Annotated in this window: 18 protein-coding genes and 2 tRNA genes; 10 read left to right on the top strand and 10 right to left on the bottom strand. The window is 41.1% G+C overall.

Annotated features, from left to right (window positions below):
- Positions 1–100 precede the first annotated feature (100 nt).
- Positions 101–706, top strand: a complete 606-nt coding sequence (gstA, locus tag EAE90_RS16915; RefSeq protein WP_214054457.1) for a glutathione transferase GstA — start codon at positions 101–103, stop codon at positions 704–706.
- 60 nt (positions 707–766) lie between these two features.
- On the opposite strand, the gene pdxY is transcribed toward gstA, so the two are convergent.
- From pdxY to anmK, 4 genes are all read right to left on the bottom strand, one after another.
- Complete coding sequence (gene pdxY, locus EAE90_RS16910) at positions 767–1,630, bottom strand: pyridoxal kinase PdxY (RefSeq protein WP_214054456.1); 864 nt, start codon at positions 1,628–1,630, stop codon at positions 767–769.
- Between the two features lie 234 nt (positions 1,631–1,864).
- Positions 1,865–3,139 carry a tyrosine--tRNA ligase gene (tyrS, locus tag EAE90_RS16905; protein ID WP_214054455.1) on the bottom strand — a complete coding sequence of 425 codons (1,275 nt, stop codon included), beginning with the start codon at positions 3,137–3,139 and terminating at the stop codon, positions 1,865–1,867.
- A 119-nt stretch (positions 3,140–3,258) separates the two neighbouring features.
- Positions 3,259–3,912, bottom strand: a complete 654-nt coding sequence (gene pdxH, locus EAE90_RS16900) for a pyridoxamine 5'-phosphate oxidase (protein ID WP_214054454.1) — start codon at positions 3,910–3,912, stop codon at positions 3,259–3,261.
- Positions 3,913–3,961: 49 nt separating this feature from the next.
- Complete coding sequence (gene anmK / locus EAE90_RS16895; protein WP_214054498.1) at positions 3,962–5,074, bottom strand: anhydro-N-acetylmuramic acid kinase; 1,113 nt, start codon at positions 5,072–5,074, stop codon at positions 3,962–3,964.
- Between the two features lie 347 nt (positions 5,075–5,421).
- On the opposite strand from anmK, the gene EAE90_RS16890 reads away from it, so the two are divergent.
- The gene (locus EAE90_RS16890) at positions 5,422–5,892 is read left to right on the top strand and encodes an outer membrane lipoprotein (RefSeq protein ID WP_214054453.1); all 471 of its coding nucleotides are present in this window, start codon (positions 5,422–5,424) and stop codon (positions 5,890–5,892) included.
- A gap of 86 nt (positions 5,893–5,978) precedes the next feature.
- Here EAE90_RS16890 and slyA read toward each other — a convergent pair whose 3' ends face one another.
- Together slyA and EAE90_RS16880 are read right to left on the bottom strand one after the other, a co-directional pair.
- Entirely contained in the window at positions 5,979–6,410 is a 432-nt protein-coding gene (gene slyA / locus EAE90_RS16885; protein WP_036805437.1) for a transcriptional regulator SlyA, read from the bottom strand.
- 559 nt (positions 6,411–6,969) lie between these two features.
- Complete coding sequence (locus tag EAE90_RS16880; protein WP_214054452.1) at positions 6,970–7,209, bottom strand: DUF1289 domain-containing protein; 240 nt, start codon at positions 7,207–7,209, stop codon at positions 6,970–6,972.
- 172 nt (positions 7,210–7,381) lie between these two features.
- On the opposite strand from EAE90_RS16880, the gene gloA reads away from it, so the two are divergent.
- Both gloA and rnt read left to right on the top strand, forming a co-directional pair.
- A complete protein-coding gene (gloA, locus tag EAE90_RS16875) occupies positions 7,382–7,795 on the top strand; it encodes a lactoylglutathione lyase (protein ID WP_214054451.1) in 414 nt (137 codons plus the stop codon).
- A complete protein-coding gene (gene rnt, locus EAE90_RS16870; RefSeq protein ID WP_214054450.1) occupies positions 7,795–8,451 on the top strand; it encodes a ribonuclease T in 657 nt (218 codons plus the stop codon). The genes gloA and rnt overlap by 1 nt, the downstream gene beginning before the upstream one ends.
- Before the next feature lie 236 nt (positions 8,452–8,687).
- Here rnt and EAE90_RS16865 read toward each other — a convergent pair whose 3' ends face one another.
- Positions 8,688–9,035, bottom strand: coding sequence for a Grx4 family monothiol glutaredoxin (locus EAE90_RS16865; RefSeq protein ID WP_214054449.1), 348 nt, complete (start codon positions 9,033–9,035; stop codon positions 8,688–8,690).
- Between the two features lie 841 nt (positions 9,036–9,876).
- Here EAE90_RS16865 and purR point away from each other — a divergent pair.
- Positions 9,877–10,902 carry an HTH-type transcriptional repressor PurR gene (gene purR / locus EAE90_RS16860; RefSeq protein ID WP_214054448.1) on the top strand — a complete coding sequence of 342 codons (1,026 nt, stop codon included), beginning with the start codon at positions 9,877–9,879 and terminating at the stop codon, positions 10,900–10,902.
- Positions 10,903–10,908: 6 nt separating this feature from the next.
- Here purR and punR read toward each other — a convergent pair whose 3' ends face one another.
- A complete protein-coding gene (punR, locus tag EAE90_RS16855) occupies positions 10,909–11,817 on the bottom strand; it encodes a DNA-binding transcriptional activator PunR (RefSeq protein ID WP_214054447.1) in 909 nt (302 codons plus the stop codon).
- Between the two features lie 147 nt (positions 11,818–11,964).
- Between punR and punC the strand changes: the two genes are divergently transcribed.
- A complete protein-coding gene (gene punC / locus EAE90_RS16850) occupies positions 11,965–13,161 on the top strand; it encodes a purine nucleoside transporter PunC (protein WP_214054446.1) in 1,197 nt (398 codons plus the stop codon).
- Between the two features lie 297 nt (positions 13,162–13,458).
- Positions 13,459–14,610, top strand: coding sequence for a cyclopropane fatty acyl phospholipid synthase (gene cfa / locus EAE90_RS16845; protein ID WP_214054445.1), 1,152 nt, complete (start codon positions 13,459–13,461; stop codon positions 14,608–14,610).
- A 108-nt stretch (positions 14,611–14,718) separates the two neighbouring features.
- On the opposite strand, the gene EAE90_RS16840 is transcribed toward cfa, so the two are convergent.
- Both EAE90_RS16840 and EAE90_RS16835 read right to left on the bottom strand, forming a co-directional pair.
- On the bottom strand, positions 14,719–15,696 hold the full coding sequence (locus tag EAE90_RS16840; protein WP_214054444.1) for a CgnE/CgnB domain-containing protein: 978 nt from the start codon (positions 15,694–15,696) through the stop codon (positions 14,719–14,721).
- 423 nt (positions 15,697–16,119) lie between these two features.
- Positions 16,120–16,776, bottom strand: coding sequence for a riboflavin synthase subunit alpha (locus tag EAE90_RS16835; RefSeq protein WP_214054443.1), 657 nt, complete (start codon positions 16,774–16,776; stop codon positions 16,120–16,122).
- Between the two features lie 224 nt (positions 16,777–17,000).
- Here EAE90_RS16835 and EAE90_RS16830 point away from each other — a divergent pair, with 224 nt between their 5' ends.
- From EAE90_RS16830 to EAE90_RS16820, 3 genes are all read left to right on the top strand, one after another.
- Complete coding sequence (locus EAE90_RS16830) at positions 17,001–18,374, top strand: MATE family efflux transporter (protein WP_214054442.1); 1,374 nt, start codon at positions 17,001–17,003, stop codon at positions 18,372–18,374.
- A 170-nt stretch (positions 18,375–18,544) separates the two neighbouring features.
- Positions 18,545–18,621, top strand: a tRNA-Val gene (locus EAE90_RS16825).
- Between the two features lie 60 nt (positions 18,622–18,681).
- Positions 18,682–18,758 (top strand) — tRNA-Val (locus EAE90_RS16820).
- Positions 18,759–19,104 lie beyond the last annotated feature (346 nt).

Genomic DNA, 19,104 nt, shown 5'->3' with positions numbered 1-19,104 from the left:
TCCATCTGTCGTGGTAGTATATATCAAGGCTATAGCAATGCCTTACTGAGTTCCTTTGTCCTATTATATCTATTACCGGAAAATTTTTAAGGAGCTATACATGAAACTTTATTACCAACCTGGAGCTTGTTCTCTCTCACCTCACATCATACTTCGTGAAGCAGGGCTTGATTTCAGCGTGATTAAAGTTGATCTGAAAACTAAAAAAATGGAGAATGGCGACGATTTTTTCGCAATCAACCCAAAAGGCCAGATACCCACTCTTCTGTTAGATAACAATGAGATCCTCACCGAAGGAGCTGTTATTGTCCAATATATTGCCGACCAAAAACCGGACAAAAAATTAATTGCACCAGCCGGAACGATGGAACGATATCATCAACTTGAATGGCTTAGCCATCTTTCCAGTGAGATTCATAAAGGATTTTCCCCTCTGTTTTTTCCAGGAACCCCAGAAAATTATCGTCCTGTTGCTATTAATAATCTACTCAGGAGATTCAAGTATATAGATGAAGTATTAGCAAAACAGCCATACATTGCCGGGGAGCATTTTACTGTTGCTGATGCTTATTTATTTACGCTCAGTAACTGGGCACCTTTAGTGCAATTGGATCTATCAAATCTGGTTCATCTTAAAGCTTATCGAGAGAAGATCGCAGAACGTCCAAATGTTCGTGATGCACTGAAAGCTGAAGGATTAATTTAAAAATAAAAAACCGTTCCACTCAATGTCATTCCACACAATGTCAGTGGAACGGTTAATATCTTAATCCAATTGTGTCGCACAGAATTTATGGTCAGGCGCCACCATTCTGTCCTGAGCAGCCACAATTTGTAATTCGTATTCGCCCATATCTTTCGTCGTTACCATCACTTCATAAACCGCAGCAGCGACATGTTCGAGGGCAGTTTGTAAAGACTCGCCTTTTAATAGATTAACCAGTAACAAGCCGCTGGTTAAATCACCAACACCAACTGGCTGGCGTTCGCCAAAGTCCACCAAAGGCCGACTCACATGCCAGCTATGTTCTTTAGTCACTAATAGCATTTCAAAACGATCAGGCCGATAACCAGCGCGACTAAGATGTTTAACCAGTACAATATCCGGCCCTTTATCACATAATGTTCGAGCAGCCACAACCGCTTGTTCTACATTAGTCACTTTCTGCATACTGAGTGTTTCAAGCTCCAGCAAATTTGGCGCAATGATATCACTTACAGGAAGTGCATCTTTACACAAAAATTCAGCTACCCCAGGCACAACAATACAACCTTTCTCTGGGTGCCCCATAACGGGATCACAGAAATACCAAGCATCAGGATTCACCGCTTTTACCCGTTTTACTATATCGATAATATGGCCGCCCTGCTCCGCTGAACCGATATATCCACTTAGTACTGCATGACAAGACTTAAGCTGTTCAATTTCTTCAATGCCCTGAACGATTTCAGTAAGATGATTCGCCGGCATAACACACCCTTTCCATTGAGCATATTGGGTATGATTTGAAAACTGTACGGTATTCAATGGCCATACATTCACCCCCATCCGACGCATAGGGAATTCCGCAGCGCTGTTACCAGCGTGACCAAAGACAACATGAGATTGAATTGAGAGAATATTTTTCACAATAACGGCCTATATTTTTATTCTGGCTTCTGTTTGTAAGATTAAAGTTATGGTAAGAGTAGTAAGAAGAAGGGCAACATTATTGTTGCCCCATCATACCCGTTATCTTTCAAGTTGCCTCTTTGTTGGCTGCACTCGCTCACCCCAGTCACATAGTTCGCTATGCTCCCGAGGATTCACTCCCTTGCCATCGCGATGCATCTTGAAATCCATAAGGTATATATGCAACCTTAGTTATTTCCAGCAGATCAAACAATCGTGTTTTTTACCACGGCGCAACAGAGTGTAACGACCAAACAGACGGTTACTGTCAGTAAACAGATATTCAGGTTCAGACTGTTTTTCACCATTAATTGCGACAGCGTTGGAACTGATCATCGTACGCGCCTGACCACGAGAAGGCACTAATCCAGCATTAACTAAAGCTTGTTGCAAATCTGCACCTTTTTCCAACTCAATGACCGGCATACCATCCTGTGCCAATTGAGCAAAATCCGCTTCGGTCAAATCAGCAACAGCCCCGGAGAATAAACTTTCTGTAATCCGTTTAGCGGCCGCCAGACCTTCTTCGCCATGTACCATACCGGTAACTTGTTCTGCCAACACATACTGAGCACGAGGCGCTTTACCGCTATTTTTATCTTCTTCTTCCAAAGCATCAATATCTTCAAGATTCATGAAGGTAAAGAATTTCAGGAAACGATAGACATCGGCATCCGCAGTGTTAATCCAGAATTGATAGAATTTGTATGGGCTGGTTTTCTTCGGTTCCAACCAAACAGCGCCGCCTTCTGTTTTACCAAACTTAGTGCCATCAGATTTGGTGATCAGCGGAACGGTCATACCAAATACTTGTTTCTGGTTGATACGACGAGTTAGATCAATACCAGAGGTAATATTTCCCCACTGGTCAGAACCACCAATCTGTAACTCAACACCATGTACTTCATTCAGGCGAGCAAAGTCATAGGATTGCAGTAGATTATAAGAAAACTCAGTGAAAGAGATACCCACATCATCACGGTTTAAACGTTGTTTAACCGCCTCTTTGTTAATCATTTGATTAACTGAGAAATGTTTACCGATATCACGCAGGAAAGTCAGAACATCCATGTTGCCAAACCAATCGTAATTATTGGCTGTTTTAGCGCTATTTTCGCCACAATCAAAATCGAGGAAAGGTGAAACCTGTCTACGGATTTTCTCCACCCACTCTTTAACGGTAGCTTCAGTATTCAGTTTACGTTCAGTGGCTTTGAAACTTGGATCGCCAATCAACCCCGTGGCTCCACCAACTAACGCCACGGGTTTATGCCCGGCTAGTTGGAATCGTTTTAAACACAGCAAGGGAACCAGATGCCCCAAATGCAAGCTGTCAGCGGTCGGATCGAAACCACAATAGAGGGAGACAGGGCCCTGCGCCAGTCTCTCCGCTAACGCATTCTCATCCGTCACCTGGGCAATGAGGCCCCGCTCTTGCAGTTGTTTTATCAGGTTATTGCTAGACATTAATGACTCCATCAATTTGTGTATTTTGTCTGTTGTATAAATCGCGATTTAAAAAGAGTGCGGCATAGGATAAAACGCCGATACTATAAGTGCTAGTATTAAAAATGATAATCCACGATTTATGGTGCAAGCCTGTCAATATGCCAACTATCGCCTTGCCGTTGATAAATAAACCGATCATGGAGCCGGTTTGCCCCACCTTGCCAAAATTCAACAGAATCAAAGGTCACTTTGAATCCTCCCCAAAAGCTAGGCAAAGGCACCTCGCCATTCAAGAATTTCTGTTTCAATTCAAGGAACTTCCCTTCCAAAACACCGCGGGCGGAAATACGAGAAGATTGTTGTGATGCCCATGCAGCAATCTGGCTATCTCTGGGACGACTATGGAAATATTTCACCACTTCAACAGCAGAAAGACGCTCCGCTTTACCAAGAAAAGAGACCTGCCTTTCCAAAGGATACCAAGGGAAATGGAGACTGATTTTGTTATTATGCGCCAAATGCTTGGCTTTCCGGCTGCCTAAATTTGTATAAAAAATCAAACTGTTTGTGTCAAAATGCTTCAATAACACAATACGTTGATATGGTTGACCATTCTCATCGACCGTTGCTATACACATTGCAGTTGGATCACTCAACTTAGCTTCATATGCTTGCTTGAGCCAACGCTCAAAAAGTTCAATAGGTTCTTTAGTCAAATCTTTACGTCTTAACCCACCGCGAGTATATTCACGGCGTAATTCTGCAACATCAAATTCATTATGTTCTGACATTAACGTAGCTCTGTTTATGACTCACTAAATACCAGACAGCTTATCATTGTTATTGATTATTAACAGGATAAACTGCCCCTAAAATGGTTTCAGTACTCGCACCAGTAACAGAAGGCAAATTCCCTGACGCACCTGACATCGTACGGAATGCCAACCAGGCAAATGCCAGCGCTTCCATATCATCGCCGCTGAGGCCATATTTATCTGTCGGGCAAACCTCTGTCCCCGGTAATAAGGCAGAAAGTCGACTCATTATCTGTGGATTACGTGCGCCGCCGCCACAAACCAACAGACGTTCACATCCACCACTCAACATGATTTGCTGCGATACAGACACCGCTGTCAGCTCGGCCAGTGTTGCCTGGACATCAACTGGAGATAGGTCAGGAAAGTTAGCTAATTGCGCCTCCAACCAACTCATATTGAAATACTCCCGGCCGGTGCTTTTAGGGGCTGGCCGTGAAAAATAGTGATCAGAAAGCATTTGTCTAAGTAATGAATTACTAACCGTACCTTCTCGTGCCCACTGCGCATCTTTATCATAGGGCTTCTTCTGATGGCGCCATACCCAACTATCCATCAACATATTACCCGGACCTGTGTCATACCCTTTGACAGGTGATCCCGGTAATAACGTCGTTATATTGGCAATGCCACCGATATTGAGAATTATCCTGCGTTCTGTCGGATGACCTAAAACAGCGAAATGGAAAGCCGGAACCAATGGCGCTCCTTGCCCGCCATATGCCATATCCCTCCGACGAAAATCGCCAACCACAGTCATCCCAGTTAAAGCCGCGATACGGTTATTATCACCCAGTTGCATAGTGAAAGGCGTGTGGCCATCCGGCTCATGCCAAACGGTTTGTCCATGACATCCCACAGCAATAATGTCACTTGTGGTTAACCCTGTTTTAATCAGTAAGCCTTGTACCGCTTCAGCGAATAAAGAACCAAGTTCATAATCTAACCGGCCAATTGCTGATAATGTCGTTTGCTGCCCTTGGCAGACTGCCAGAATTTTTTGTTTTAATTCGTGTGGGAATGGGTGCGAATAACTGGCTTGTTGAGCAACAACTTTATCATTGATCGCTGCAAGCACCACATCAACGCCATCCAGACTTGTACCCGACATTACACCAATATAACGACCTGACTTCATAACCATTTAATTTGCCTTCCTGCTTAAAATCTGTCTTGATAAAATCAGAAACCACGCCAATAACTATAAAGCGCAGTGGTTTTGGCTGTATATGACTAATAGACAAACTAAGGAATAAAACCTGAGTTTTGGAAACAACTTCACAAAAAATGCTGAATTTCTCACTAATAGCTATTTCTTTTAAAAATCTCTATTGACGTTTAATATATGTTTAGCACTAGATTGCTAATGTACTGGCATTCTATTTGAATAAATTTTTTATTACTTATTGCTAATGCCAGTTGTTCGCCTGACTGCCCAGTAAGCTATCAGATTTACGCAGTCAGGCATCGAAATTAGGAGTTACTATGTTTAAGCACTTTTTAGTTAGCGCGGTTGCCGTTGCTTCATTATCAGGCTGTGTCAACACCGATTCTCTTTCTGGTGATACCTATACTGCTGGGCAAGCTAAGCAGGTCCAGACTGTCTCTTACGGTACAATTGTTTCTGTTCGTCCTGTCAATATTCAGGCGGGTAGCGATGAGAATGTATTAGGCGCGATTGGCGGCGCGGTTCTGGGAGGCTTGGTTGGTAATACTATCGGCGGCGGCAGCGGCAACACATTAGCAACTGCCGCTGGTGCGATTGCGGGTGGCGTTGCAGGACAAAACGTTCAGGGGGCTCTTAACACAACTAAAGGTGTAGAACTCGAAATTCGTCGTGACAGCGGCGAAAGCATCATTGTTGTTCAAAAACAAGGCAAAACTCTCTTCCATAAAGGTCAACGAGTAAGAATCGCCGGCCAAGGTAGTAATATTACTGTTTCACCTCGACAATAAGATATAGAGATAAGAAAACCGTGACTTCATTTTGGTAAGTCGCGGTCTTCTTTCATCCAGTTAGCATTTCATGGATATCGTAATTACTATCTACTCTGTAATTGGATAATATTTTGCTCTAACTTCTGCACTAAAGTGGAAAGAAAAGCAAGTTCCTCGCGTGAAATACCTTCCAGAATCTCATTTCTTGTAGATTCAATAACACCATCCAACTCCCTAATAACCGATGCAGAATCTTCAGTTAGCTTGATTCTCTTTGCACGACGATCATTGGCACAAGTATGCCGGGTGATAAGTTTTTTTTCCTCAAGTTGATCTAATGTCCTGACCAAAGATGGTTGCTCAATACCGATAGCTTTCGCCAACTGTATCTGAGATTGCTCCTGAGGTAACCGGCTAATATTGTATAACGTTACCCAATGAGTCTGAGTTAATTCTAACGGCTTTAAACGGTAGTCAATTAAAGCACGCCAAATACGAACTAACCGTGCCAGATCTGATCCCAATGTAGATTCCAATTGTCCCTCCTTAAATAAACTAGCCTACTAAACATAACAGCCAAATTTTTCTAAATCAGGCTAACTAGCCTTAAAAAAGTATATATAACTTCTGTATAATCACAGTAAATTCTTAGCAACTAACTAATTCAGGTAACTATAACCAAGAACAACTAAACTTAATTTAAACTCAGAACAAAACAATTAACATACAATATTTTTACCATAAAAACTATCAGAACTATGAATACAAGCAGACAGAAACCAATAAATATCATTCAATACTTTATTCAAAGTACTATAAGAATAGCTGTCATCTAAATGCTAAGCTATCTATTTTTACATTAATGTTGTTTTTATTTTACATTTGTCACACAATCAAGCTTAAAATTCCATTTAAAACATAAAGTTATAAAAACATTCAAATAAACAACCTTAGTCTTTTCGTTAAGTAAGAAATAAAAAAATAACAAACAAAATACTTAAGATTATAGTAGAACATTTATAACTTCGCCAAAAATATAACCCTATATAAGTAAATCATTGAATTGTTAACCCTAATAACATCAAAAATCTCTAATTAAAATAGTGATGGCTGTTCAGGTAGTTCTTCATCTGCCTGATTTTGTGCTCTCAATGAACGCAAATATCTTTGCCGGCACAGTCGCAATACTTCACGTTTTTGCCCATCAGACATTTTCATCCAATTAAATCTTTCTTCCCGGCTGCGATAACACCCCAGACAAAAACCTCGCTCATTAGCCTGGCAAATTCCTCGACAAGGACTGGGAATAGCAAAAAACTCCAGTTGCTCAGCCATCACATCCCGTTTCCTATACAATTCACATACTATATTTAATTATAAACCTAGATAAGAATAAATTATAATTATGGGCAAATTGAACTGTAACCGTAAGACACGTTATAGTTAGTGGTTTTTGTGCGGCCTACCGCACAAAAATATTGGCAAAACCATTAAATTAGAGGTAATTATGCGTTTACTCCATACCATGATCCGTGTTGGCGATCTACAACGCTCCGTTAATTTTTACACTGAAGTGTTAGGCATGCGTCTGCTACGCACCAGTGAAAACATCGAATATAAATACTCACTCGCCTTCGTTGGCTATACTGATGAAAGCGAAGGAGCAGTAATCGAGTTAACCTATAATTGGGGAGTTGACCATTACGAAATGGGGAATGCCTTCGGTCACATTGCATTAGGCGTTGATGATGTCGCAGCCACTTGCGAATCTATTCGCAAAGCTGGTGGTAACATTACCCGTGAAGCAGGCCCTGTAAAAGGCGGAACAACTATTATTGCTTTTGTTGAAGATCCCGATGGTTACAAAATTGAACTTATTGAAAACAAAAATGCCAGCAACGCCCTGGGTAACTCGATCTGATGTCTGATAAAAAAGAGCCAAATGTCCTCAGTGGACGTTTTCGAGGTTATTACCCTGTTGTTATTGATGTTGAAACTGGCGGCTTTAATGCCAAAACAGATGCATTACTTGAAATTGCCGCCGTTACACTGGAGATGGACGGTGAAGGTTGGCTAACGCCTAGCGAATCGCTTCACTTCCATATTGAGCCATTTGAAGGAGCCAATCTTGAACCAGCAGCCCTGGAATTCACCGGCATTGATCCATCAAATCCGCTACGTGGAGCCGTGAGCGAATATGAAGCTCTACACGCTATTTTTAAAATGGTTCGTAAAGGGATAAAAAATAATCATTGCAATCGGGCAATTATCGTTGCTCACAATGCTAGCTTCGATCATAGCTTTGTTATGGCTGCCGCAGAACGCACCGGACTAAAGCGAAATCCGTTTCATCCGTTTGCAACTTTTGACACCGCTGCTTTAGGTGGTCTGGTATTAGGACAAACAATCTTAGCAAAAGCCTGCATCACAGCCGGTATCCCATTCGACAATCATCAGGCTCACAGCGCTTTATATGATACTGATCGTACCGCTGAGTTATTCTGTAAAATGGTTAACCGTTGGAAACAACTTGGTGGTTGGCCATTAGCGGCAGCAACAGAAGAAAAAACCGGATAAATAGCTGAACGGCTAGATTAATATAATCAAATCTATACCCTATGGATTTCAAGACGCATCGCGGCGGCAGAGGAGTAAATCCCCGGGAGCATAGAGAACTATGTTACCGGGGTGAGCGAGTGCAGCCAACAAAGAAGCAACTTGAAAGATGACGGGTATAAATTCAAGCAATAATACCCCCCATATATCAGTATATGGGGAGATAACCTAATAATCTGTCTGTAAGTAATAAAAAATTACTCTGTCGCTTCTCCGTCCTGAGAACGATATTTATCAGCCGTTTCTTTGATTAATGTTTGTAATTCACCACGCTGATACATTTCAATGATAATATCGCACCCACCTATCAACTCACCTTCCACCCAAAGCTGAGGAAAGGTTGGCCAATTAGCATATTTTGGCAATTCTGCCCGAATATCTGGATTTTGCAAAATATCTACGTAAGCAAAACGTTCACCACATGCAGATAAAGCCTGAACAGCCTGCGCAGAAAAACCACAACTCGGCAACTTAGGAGAACCCTTCATATACAATAAAATTGGGTTTTCTTTAATTTGGCGCTCAATCTTCTCAATAGTCGTCATTTTTATTTCCTTTAAACCAACACTATGTTGATAACCAACATCGTCACAATATTACGGAGAATACCATTTTCTCTCACCAAGATGTATCCTGATCTTTTCTTATCCTGAGATAGATGACATCATTTTTCACTGTTATTTATCGTAGAAGTTGTTAGGATGACCAGAAATTTACTGACACAACGTTACCCACGCAACGTTACTGACACAATGGTGAAAAATTTTGGTTCTGGGCTGAGCTTAACGGGCTAAGAAAACAGATAGTACTCTGGCTATCGTGAATATTTCTAATGCAGCGACTCCACTGACAAGTTTCTGGGGGGTTAATTCACTGGGAATGTGTTACAGAGAATCTGGCTTAACAACCATCAGATTAATTCATTACTTTCTGTTTTAATACCAAAGGCAAAGGGCAGATAAACCACTGAGACTATCTGCCCAATTTCCTTTCAACGTAAAGTCCAATTTTCAAATCATCTAATCAGTTCAAAACATCAGGCGAAGATCAAGCAAAGAGCGGCAAAAATGGCAATCATCACCAATGTGCTAACAGCAGTAAATAAACCAAGTTTCAAATCGGTATTCATAGAACCTCCTCAGAATAAAAAGTTTATAACGACAAAAACCCGTCTATTGAGATGGTTAATTGCCTTTACATAAGGAAAAGCATAAATAGCGATTACCATACATTTTATAACACTGATTATTGCTTTCACTTTTGAGCCAGATCAGACAAAATTCAGGATTTATCGCTAACTTATTACCAGTCCCTGTGTAAAAGGGTTGGCAAGCGATTAACAAAACGTTTTAAATTTAGACCAAAAGGTCAGGAGTCTTTCACCTCATGGCAACGATCAAAGATGTGGCCAAGCACGCTGGCGTCTCAACCACTACCGTATCCCATGTTATTAATAAAACCCGCTTCGTCGCTGAAGATACTAAAGCTGCCGTTTGGGCTGCTATTAAGGCACTGAATTATTCACCCAGTGCCGTCGCTCGCAGTCTGAAAGTTAACCACACAAAATCGATCGGATTACTAGCAACGTCCAGTGAAGCCCCCTATTTTGCTGAAGTCATTGAGGCCGTTGAAAACAGTTGTTATAGCAAAGGCTATACGCTGATTTTATGTAACTCACACAATAACATTGATAAACAGAAAGCCTACCTCGCCATGCTGGCGCAAAAACGTGTAGATGGACTGTTGATTATGTGTTCAGAATACCCGGAACAATTGTTGGGAATGTTGGAAGATTATCGCAATATTCCAATGGTCGTTATGGATTGGGGACAAGCCAGAAGCGACTTCACCGATACGATTATTGATAACGCACTCCACGGCGGTTATCTGGCTGGTCGTTATCTTATCGAGCGTGGCCATCGTGATATTGGCGCGATCCCTGGCCCTCTGGCACGAAATACCGGCGGCGGCCGCCATCAAGGATTTTTGAAAGCGTTAAAAGAAGCCAATATTCCGATTAGAGAAGAATGGATTATTCAGGGGGATTTTGAGCCAGAATCAGGCTATAAAGCCATGCATCAAATTCTGAATCAAAAACAGCGTCCGACGGCGGTTTTCTGCGGCGGAGATGTTATGGCTATGGGGGCTATTTGTGCTGCCGATGAATCAGGATTACGCGTCCCGCAGGATATTTCTATCATCGGTTATGACAATATACGCAACGCTCGTTATTTCTCTCCGGCATTGACCACCATTCATCAGCCAAAAGAACGACTGGGGCAAATGGCGTTTTCTATGTTATTGGACAGAATCATCAACAAACGTGAAGATGCACAAACTATTGAAGTACATCCACGCCTGGTTGAACGACGCTCTGTCGTGGATGGTCCATTTATCGACTATCGTCGTTAATCTGCTTTATTCATCTTGAAGCCATTCAGCATTAAGAGTTTCACTATCGCCAAGATAGTCAAGCAGCCAACTTAATGCTGGAGAATGGCTGTTTTGTACCCATGCCAAACAACATGGACTGTCTGGTAAAGGCTGTTCCAATTCCAGCACGGTTAGTTTCTTCTGCCGAATAAGCGGCATTGCCCTATGCTTAGGCACCATTCCCACACATAACCCTTCGTTTAGACAAGACAGACCAGACTCCCAATCAGGAACTACCAGCCTGCGCTGGTTATCCAGATTCCAGGTGTCACGTTTCGGTAAATTACGGGATGTATCTTCAAGGCACAAACTTGGGTAAGGCCGCATTTGGTCATCAGATAGCGGCCCCGGCAACTGAGTCAACTCATGGCCTGCGCTAACCACACATAGCCAGGGCATAAATCCCATATCTCGGAAACTATACCTTTCCCCGACTGGAACCACCCGAGTTGCTCCAATGGCAACATCAACTCGACTATCCACCAGCGCGTCCCACACTCCATTAAACACTTCCTGATGAATAAAAAGTTCTATATCAGGAAAATGGTGGTAAAAATCAAGAATAAGCTGACGACTACGTTCTGGTTTGACAACGCGATCAATAGCAATATTGAATTGCCCTCTCCAGCCGTTTGCAACTTGTTGACACTGGTGACGAGTATCAACCATTTTTTTGATAACAGAGCGGGCTTCTTTGATAAAAATAGCACCTGCCTTAGTTAATTCTACATCCCGGTGGTGACGCTCAAACAACGAAACGGCAAGCCATTCTTCCAATTGTCTTACGGTATAACTGATCGCAGAAGGGACACGGTGAAGCTCCGATGCCGCGGCACTAAAACTGCCTGTTCTGGCAACCGCATCCACGACTTCAAGTGAATATTCTGACCACATAATTTTACCTTTCAATTTTTTTCACAGCACTATGCAAATATTACCATTTCACAAGTAAAAATCACGACGTATAGAATATGTGTCAATATCGTTATCTATCTATCACTGCAAATTATTTCAATCATGACATCCAAAGAGAGTAATCAAATGAAAAACTCAAGTCAGTTCATGTTCTACCTTGCAGGCTTGAGTATGCTAGGTTATCTGGCTATTGATATGTATCTGCCAGCATTCGGCGCTATGCAACAAGAATTAGGTACAACGGCAAACGCAATTAGTGCCAGCTTGAGTATCTTTCTTGCAGGTTTCGCCTTTGCGCAACTTTTGTGGGGACCTCTTTCAGATCGCTTTGGCAGAAAGCCGATTATCATCACCGGGCTATCCCTGTTTTCTATTGGTTGTCTGGGAATGATTTGGATAACAGACTCCACCCAACTTTTAGTTTTGCGTTTTATCCAAGCCATCGGTGTTTGTTCAGCCGCCGTCTCATGGCAAGCATTAGTTATTGATCGTTACGATTCCAATCGTACCAAACGTGTTTTTGCAACGATTATGCCCCTGGTTGCGCTCTCCCCTGCCCTGGCGCCTTTGATGGGAGCCTGGCTGTTGCAACATGGCGGATGGCGTACGATTTTCCTAGTCTTACTGGCAATTACATTGTTACTGTTGTTTTTTACTCTGTTCTTGCAAGAAAATCGCAAAAACCGTGAAATTCAAGTGCAAACAAATAGTGTCTCTTTCCTTACGCTATTAAAATCACCGCTGTTTAATGGCAACGTTCTGATATTCGCATCATGCAGCGCTGGCTTTTTTGCCTGGCTAACAGGCTCCCCTTCAATTCTCGGCGATATGGGATATACTCCAGACGACATCGGTCTGAGTTATATTCCTCAAACGTTGGCCTTTATCGTTGGAGGTTATGGATGCCGCGCTATTTTGGCCAAAATAAAAAGTGAGATTATTTTTCCTTATCTGTTAATTGGCTATGCTGTCAGCATGATTGTGCTCTATTTAATGGCAAAATTTAGCGAACCAACTCTATTCACTATTCTGATCCCTTTCTGCTTTATGGCTGCAATGAATGGTGCATCATATCCCATTGCAGTAGCAAACGCCTTATCCGCTTATCCACAAGACAGTGGAAAAGCCACTGCATTACAAAACACGCTTCAATTAGGGCTCTGTTTTATTGCCAGCCTGATTGTATCGGCATTTATCAGCAATCCACTTATATCCACAACCACTGTCATGGTTTCTACCGTTGTTCCAATGACATTAGGATATTTTATACAGCGGAAAAAAAACGCTGATCGCCACATTCAAACAGTTGAACAAAATTCCTGATATTAATCAGATTGTTATCTCAATAAAGGCTGCCAATTACCAATTAATTGCAGTCTTTATTTATTAATTGATAAAACAATTTTACGCTTTTATACTCAATATGTTCCCTATTATAAATAACCTGGAATTTGAGGTTCTTAGGAGCAATGACTGCCCCCCATTAAACTCATGGATTAGTCATCTTTAAGATTTTTTACTTTGATTCTTTGTTATTTTTTGCATTTTGCGTCTTCGCATCCTGCTTTGTTAGCTAAAACGAGCTCCTCAATATTCCATCACCTTAACGCTGGAGAGTATATGAGTTCATCCTGTATTGAAAACCCGAAAACAACCATTAACTCTTGGCAGAGAATTGCCAATCAGATGCTAGAAGAAGCAGGTATTCAAATTAATGGTCATAATCCTTATGATATCCAAATAAAAAATCCTAATTTCTATAAAAGAGTTTTACAACAAGGTTCGATGGGGTTAGGTGAAAGTTATATGGATGGCTGGTGGGATTGTGAGCGGTTAGATATTTTCTTTTATCGCATTTTACGCGCCGGATTAGAAAATAAAATGCCCAATAATCTCAAAGATACAATGAGAATCGCAATAACCCGCTTACGTAACCTGCAAACGCCAAAACGGTCATGGATTGTCGGTCATCAACATTATGATTTAGGAAATGATCTTTTTACCCGTATGCTTGACCCTTATATGCAATATTCCTGTGGATACTGGAAACAAGCTAAAACACTGGAACAGGCTCAGCTTGATAAGTTGAAACTCATCTGCGAGAAATTGGAACTTTCTCCAGGTATGACCCTGCTGGATATTGGATGTGGTTGGGGTGGGTTATCAGCTTATGCTGCTAAAAATTATGGTGTTTCCGTCACAGGAATAACTGTTTCAGCCGAACAACAGAAATATGCACAGAAACAATGTACAAATCTGGATGTAAAGATCATTCTGAAAGATTATCGGGATTTACATGAGCAGTTCGACAGAATTGTTTCTGTCGGTATGTTTGAACACGTTGGACCTAAAAATTATGCGACTTATTTCGACGTTGTTCAACGAAACCTGAAACCTGATGGCTTATTCCTGCTACATACTATTGGTTCCAACAAGGCTAAAACCAGTGCTGACCCGTGGATCAGCAAATATATTTTCCCTAATGGCTGTTTGCCTTCAATTGAGCAAATAGCTTACACCAGCAAAAGCTGTTTTGTGATGGAAGATTGGCATAACTTTGGCGCAGATTATGATCGCACATTGATGGCTTGGTATGAAAGATTTCTTGCTAATTGGTCTGAAATACAAGATAAATATAGTCCAACATTTAAACGCATGTTTAGCTATTATCTGAATGCCTGTGCAGGTGCATTTCGTGCTCGCGATATCCAGTTATGGCAAATCATATTCAGTCTAAAAGGGATTGAAGGCGGGTTACGGGTAGCCCGATAGTTAACCAAAAGCTACAGGTTTCCACTGTAGCTTTTAATCAATGCAACATATCCATTGCTAACTCTAAATATTAAAAGCTGATTTTAAAAAGATCGCTCTGTTTTTTCACTAACGGAAATCCCCCACATAACCATTATCAAAGAAAACTGTTTGATTAAATGCTATTTTTCCACCAGAAAATATCAAATCTAAATGATGACTCCCTTTTACACCACCACCTAAACCAAGATGTAAGCCAGGATGCCGCTCTTCAAAACCGGCATTTCTGCCATAAAGCGCTTTCACCCCGGTGTTAGTACCAATACCAAACTCTTCAACAATTCTATTTCCGTGATTATGGTTTAGGTATAAATTAAAATCTCTACTAAATTCATCATTCTTACAATCAAAGCCAATAATTTCGCCCTCTTTTATATTTAAAGTCATCATATCATTGACGACCCCATACTTTATAGCAAAAGGAGCAGTACTCAAAAAGGTACCACTAAAGCTAATATTACCGTTAAGGTTCTTTATATGGCTTGCTATTTCCCCAGGAATAACATCAATATTTCCACTGCCATCAATAGAAGTCCACTTATGATCCTTTTCTAAATAACCTACAATCGAGTTCCCTTTATTATCTGTATATTGAATCTTCTGTGATCGACTTGACAATTCAATAAGTTTTTTATTCCTTTCTGTTATTGATGCTGGCGGCTCACTGAATGCCTCAATAAAATGCGGGCCATAATCTTTAAACAGTACAGATTTCTTCCATGATTCAGTAATAAAACTTCTTATTTTAGTCAGATATTCTGGCCCTTGTGGAGATGCATTCTTTAACGTTGATGATGCATAAAGAAAAATAAACAAATCACAATCGGATATTTTTTGTTTTACATCGTCTGGCGGCGTTTTTTCTAAAAAAGCGAAATCAGATTTCACATCGAAATTCTTCTTATACACATGCATCTTTTGCGCAATATCACTATGCTCAATATCAGATCCGATAAATATTTTTATACATTCATCATTTCTTACTTTATCCGAAATAGCAGGATGATATGATAAACAACGATACATATTCTCAAGACTTTTATCCATGAGGACAATCCTGTTTATTTTTAAGTAAGGGGAAACTCCCCTTACTTATCTATTATTATAAAGAACCTTAATTATAAAAATCCGTTAAGGCCAAAGTGCGGTACCAAAAGGTACGACAGCTTGCGCGTTCATCATTTCAACAGCATCATCGTGTGTAGGTTCTTCAAGCCATTCATCTAACTCAATCGGGTTTTCCATAAAGTAGCCTCTAAAAATATCATCGTTAGGATTAGTCTGCGCTTTACGAGAAAGCGCATTAACACAATAATAACAATATTAACTATATTAGTTAACACAATATGCAAAACACTGTAATATAAATCACAAAAAGGAGCATTGGTGGGTTCAATGCTCCTTTTTGACGCAGTTAATTCTGTTTGAAAGCGACAAAGGGAATCCTCTTGCCGCTCCTCAATTTATTGATCATTCTTCCATGAATGTTTCTGGCTGCTGAGAGACGACCTGTTCCCGCTCTCTCTGAGCCAGAACACGCTCCACAGTATCAACAATCGCTTGAGTCTGTGAGTCAATCTCAATATTTACCCTCTGACCAAGACGTTTCTTACCTAATGTTGTACGTTCCAATGTTTCAGGAATAAGGTGAACGCAAAAACGATTATTAACCACATCGCCAATTGTCAGACTAATCCCGTCGATGCCGATAAATCCTTTATGCAGGATATATTTCATTAGTTGCTTATCATGGATACGGAACCATATTTGATGGTTGTTTTCTGAAGTGAAAATTTTAGCTATCTCAGCAACCGTGATGATATGACCGGACATCAAATGTCCACCAATCTCATCCCCAAATTTAGCCGCCCGCTCCAGGTTCACATAATCCCCTAGCTGCAAATCACCAAGATTAGTCAGACGTAGAGTCTCTTTCATTAAGTCGAAACTAATCTTATCGCCTTCTATTTTTGTTACCGTCAGACAACAACCGTTATTGGCAACCGACGCCCCGGTTTCAATACCTGGCAATAATTCAGCCGGGAATTTAACAACATGAGTCCGAAAATTGCTTTTTTCATCAATAGCAACCAAGGGTGCCTTTCCCTGAACGATGCCCGTAAACATAGAAGAACCTCTTAATGACTGTGTATAATTATTAATTAGTTTATATCAAGTTGTCATTGATAAATACCATCTAAACGTTTGAATATAAACTCAGCATGATTGTTGTAATATAGTATTAAATAGTTACAATACCTCAGTTAGTAAACGGTTGATTTTTCGAAAATCGTTTCTTATATACAGACATTTTTCTTAATATTTTCTACTTTTAAAATAAGGTGTAATGCGTGCAGAAGTATTTAAAAGAAGCGCGTAGTTTGCTCGCTCTAGGGATCCCCGTCATTATTGCCCAATTTTCACAAACTGCAATGGGAGTTGTGGATACGGTTATGGCGGGTAGCGTCAGTGCAACCGATATGTCTGCGGTCGCCGTTGGCACCTCTATCTGGCTGCCAGTTATTTTATTTGGTTACGGCTTACTATTAGCTTTGACACCCATTATTGCGCAAATGAATGGTTCTGGACGCAGGAATCTCATTGCTAACCAAACTCAGCAAGGGTTCTGGTTAGCGATTTTCCTTTCCGTTATCATTATCGCTATCTTATACAACAGCAAATTCCTGATTGACAGGCAGCATAATATAGATCCACTTTTAGCCGAAAAAGCGGTTGGATTTATCCATGCAATAATGTGGGGTGCGCCAGGTTTTCTGTTTTATCATGTGCTGCGTAATCAATGTGAAGGTTTATCGAAAACCAAACCCGGCATGGTGATTAGCTTTTTAGGATTGTTGATTAATATTCCGATTAACTACATACTCATTTACGGTAAATTCGGCGCGCCCGCTTTGGGTGGTGTTGGTTGTGGCGTTGCAACCGCCAGCGTTTACTGGGCCATGTTCCTACTAATGCGTTGGTATGTGAAACATTCGTCATCACAAAAGGATATCCTTCCTAAACATCGTTTTGCCGCACCAGATTGGCATATTCTGAAACGTATTTCAGCCCTCGGTTTTCCTATTGCGATGGCGATGTTCTTTGAAATTACCCTATTTGCCATAGTGGCATTGCTGATCTCTCCTTTAGGCATTACTGCTGTTGCAGGGCATCAAATTGCACAAAATTTCGGTTCATTAATGTTTATGTTCCCAATATCTTTAGCCGCAGCAACCACTATCCGCGTGAGCTACAATTTAGGACAAAAGTCTACCGATAATGCCCGGATATCAGCCTATACCGGAATTATGGTTGGTTTGGTATTTGCTTGTTTAACCGCAACTTTTTCTATTATTCTGCGAGAGCCAATCGCTTTGATGTATAACGACAATCCTGAAGTTATCATCATGGCATCGCATCTGATGCTATTTGCCGCGCTTTATCAATTATCTGATGCCGTACAGGTTGTAGGGGCTGGTGTTTTACGTGGATATAAAGATACGCGTTCTATCTTTTATATCACCTTCATCGCTTACTGGATTTTGGGGCTGCCAAGCGGTTACATTCTGGGATTAACTGACTATTTCGTACCTGCAATGGGACCACAAGGGTTCTGGATCGGCTTTATTATTGGCCTGACTGCATCAGCAGTGATGATATTTACCCGTATTTTGTGGATACAAAAACAGCCAGATGAGACAGTTTTACAACGCTCCACTCGCTGATTTATTTTCTATAAAACCGGGGACGAATACTTAATTGGTGGAATAAACGACAAATTCACTGTATGTAGATGCAAATACGAACAGTTGAACAATAATTTGTATTATTCCCTTGCCAGAAGGCTAACTCGCCGCTAATATTCGTCCCCGTTGTCACCAATGCAATTTAGATTGCGTCCGTAGCTCAGTTGGTTAGAGCACCACCTTGACATGGTGGGGGTCGGTGGTTCGAGTCCACTCGGACGCACCAATTATATTGGTTAATATTATTTGGTTAATATTGTTTGGTTGATAGCATAATCCTATTAGTGCGTCCGTAGCTCAGTTGGTTAGAGCACCACCTTGACATGGTGGGGGTCGGTGGTTCGAGTCCACTCGGACGCACCAAGTCTACGAATCTCTTTTCTTGCCTTTGTTATCTCTTGGTTATATTTAAATCCGTTTACCGCGTCGAAATACACCGTGTTGGCTGTTTACCAGCAGTTTCCGCGATGAGTCATAACACCTTTTTGTTAAGCTCCGCATCATTTCCCCAGTTTATCGTTATAATTAATTCACATAACCCGAATTCTGGATAAGAAATTGACATGAAGCCTGTTCCAGGAGCAATGTTTTGGTGCACGCCGAAACAGCTCCGGGGAGGAACAGGCTATGAACAAGTTAGTTGAAATTTTCTGCGATGTCGATGATTTTTGCCGCTTCTTTATTCCTCAATGGGAATTATTTTGTTTCG

This window comes from Photorhabdus caribbeanensis (assembly GCF_018448885.1).
GTDB lineage: Bacteria > Pseudomonadota > Gammaproteobacteria > Enterobacterales > Enterobacteriaceae > Photorhabdus > Photorhabdus caribbeanensis.
This window is presented reverse-complemented; position numbering and strand designations above follow the sequence as displayed.

What these genes read in the sequence shown, in the direction of transcription:
- gstA (WP_214054457.1), top strand. Translation starts at nt 101, where the DNA reads ATGAAACTTTATTACCAACCTGGAGCTTGTTCTCTCTCACCTCACATC.
- tyrS (WP_214054455.1), bottom strand. Translation starts at nt 3,139, where the DNA reads ATGTCTAGCAATAACCTGATAAAACAACTGCAAGAGCGGGGCCTCATT.
- pdxH (WP_214054454.1), bottom strand. Translation starts at nt 3,912, where the DNA reads ATGTCAGAACATAATGAATTTGATGTTGCAGAATTACGCCGTGAATAT.
- anmK (WP_214054498.1), bottom strand. Translation starts at nt 5,074, where the DNA reads ATGAAGTCAGGTCGTTATATTGGTGTAATGTCGGGTACAAGTCTGGAT.
- EAE90_RS16890 (WP_214054453.1), top strand. Translation starts at nt 5,422, where the DNA reads ATGTTTAAGCACTTTTTAGTTAGCGCGGTTGCCGTTGCTTCATTATCA.
- EAE90_RS16880 (WP_214054452.1), bottom strand. Translation starts at nt 7,209, where the DNA reads ATGGCTGAGCAACTGGAGTTTTTTGCTATTCCCAGTCCTTGTCGAGGA.
- gloA (WP_214054451.1), top strand. Translation starts at nt 7,382, where the DNA reads ATGCGTTTACTCCATACCATGATCCGTGTTGGCGATCTACAACGCTCC.
- rnt (WP_214054450.1), top strand. Translation starts at nt 7,795, where the DNA reads ATGTCTGATAAAAAAGAGCCAAATGTCCTCAGTGGACGTTTTCGAGGT.
- EAE90_RS16865 (WP_214054449.1), bottom strand. Translation starts at nt 9,035, where the DNA reads ATGACGACTATTGAGAAGATTGAGCGCCAAATTAAAGAAAACCCAATT.
- purR (WP_214054448.1), top strand. Translation starts at nt 9,877, where the DNA reads ATGGCAACGATCAAAGATGTGGCCAAGCACGCTGGCGTCTCAACCACT.
- punR (WP_214054447.1), bottom strand. Translation starts at nt 11,817, where the DNA reads ATGTGGTCAGAATATTCACTTGAAGTCGTGGATGCGGTTGCCAGAACA.
- punC (WP_214054446.1), top strand. Translation starts at nt 11,965, where the DNA reads ATGAAAAACTCAAGTCAGTTCATGTTCTACCTTGCAGGCTTGAGTATG.
- cfa (WP_214054445.1), top strand. Translation starts at nt 13,459, where the DNA reads ATGAGTTCATCCTGTATTGAAAACCCGAAAACAACCATTAACTCTTGG.
- EAE90_RS16840 (WP_214054444.1), bottom strand. Translation starts at nt 15,696, where the DNA reads ATGGATAAAAGTCTTGAGAATATGTATCGTTGTTTATCATATCATCCT.
- EAE90_RS16835 (WP_214054443.1), bottom strand. Translation starts at nt 16,776, where the DNA reads ATGTTTACGGGCATCGTTCAGGGAAAGGCACCCTTGGTTGCTATTGAT.